Origin of the sequence: Corallococcus sp. RDP092CA, assembly GCF_041903675.1 — a bacterium.
Lineage (GTDB): Bacteria > Myxococcota > Myxococcia > Myxococcales > Myxococcaceae > Corallococcus.
Window position 1 is genome coordinate 1 of the sequence record NZ_JAYESI010000097.1, and the last position, 1,071, is coordinate 1,071.

The 1,071-nt window shown below is 72.2% G+C and carries 1 protein-coding gene; it reads right to left on the minus strand.

Annotated elements, in window-relative coordinates:
* The coding region (locus tag U8525_RS34305; RefSeq protein ID WP_374270950.1) for a condensation domain-containing protein at positions 1–1,071 on the minus strand (1,071 nt) is incomplete at both ends.

Below are 1,071 nucleotides of genomic sequence, written 5' to 3' on the forward strand. Positions count from 1 at the left end.
CCCACGGTGAGGTCTTCCTGCGCGGAGTAGCGCGACAGGAGCACCTGGAACGCCGCGAGCAGCACCATGAAGGGCGTGGCGCCCTCGCGCTGGGCCAGGGCCTTGAGCGCGTCGGACGTCGCCTGGGGAATGCTCACGGCGTGCGTCGCACCCGCGTGGGACTGGATGGCCGGGCGGGGATGATCCGTGGGCAGCTCCAGCGTGGCCGGAGCCCCCGCGAGCTGCTGCTTCCAGTAGCCCAGCTGCGACTCCAGCGTCTCGCCCTGGAGCCAGTCGCGCTGCCACGTCGCGAAGTCCGTGTACTGCACCGGCAGCGGGGCGAGCACGGGCGTCTGCCCGGTGCTGAAGGCCTCGTAGAAGGCCACCAGCTCGCGGACGAGCACGCCCATGGACCAGCCGTCGGAGACGATGTGGTGCATCGTCACCAGGAGCAGGTGCTCCTCCTCGGCCAGCCGCACGAGCGCGGTGCGCAGCAGCGGGCCGTTCCGCAGGTCGAACGGCTGACGTGCATCCGCTTCGACCTCCCGCTGTGCTTCGGTTTCCCGCTCCGCTTCGGGCAGCGTGGAGAGGTCGGTGAGCGGCAGCGCCCACGTGCCGGGCGTGTGGATGTGCTGGGTGGCCTGCCCCTGGCTTTCGCGGAAGGTGGTGCGCAGGGCGTCGTGGCGCGCGACCAGCGCTTCGAAGGCGCGGCGCAGCGCCTCCACGTCCACCTGTCCCGTCAGCCGGAGCGCGGTGGGGATGTTGTAGGACGCATCGCCCGGCGTGAGCTGATCCAGGAACCAGAGGCGCTGCTGGGCGAAGGAGAGCGGCGGCGGACCGTCCGAATGGGCCCGGGTGAGCGGAGGGAGGCGGAGGCTCGGCGTCTGGGCCTGGAGGCGCTCGGCGAGCGCGGCCACGGTGGGCGCTTCGAAGAGGGCGCGGAGCGGCAGCTCCACGCGGAAGGCGGAGCGCACGCGGGAGACGAGCTGGGTGGCCAGCAGGGAGTGGCCGCCGAGCGCGAAGAAGTCGTCGAGGATGCCCACGCGCTCCACGCGCAGGACCTGGGAGAAGAGGGCCGCGAGCTGCTCCTCT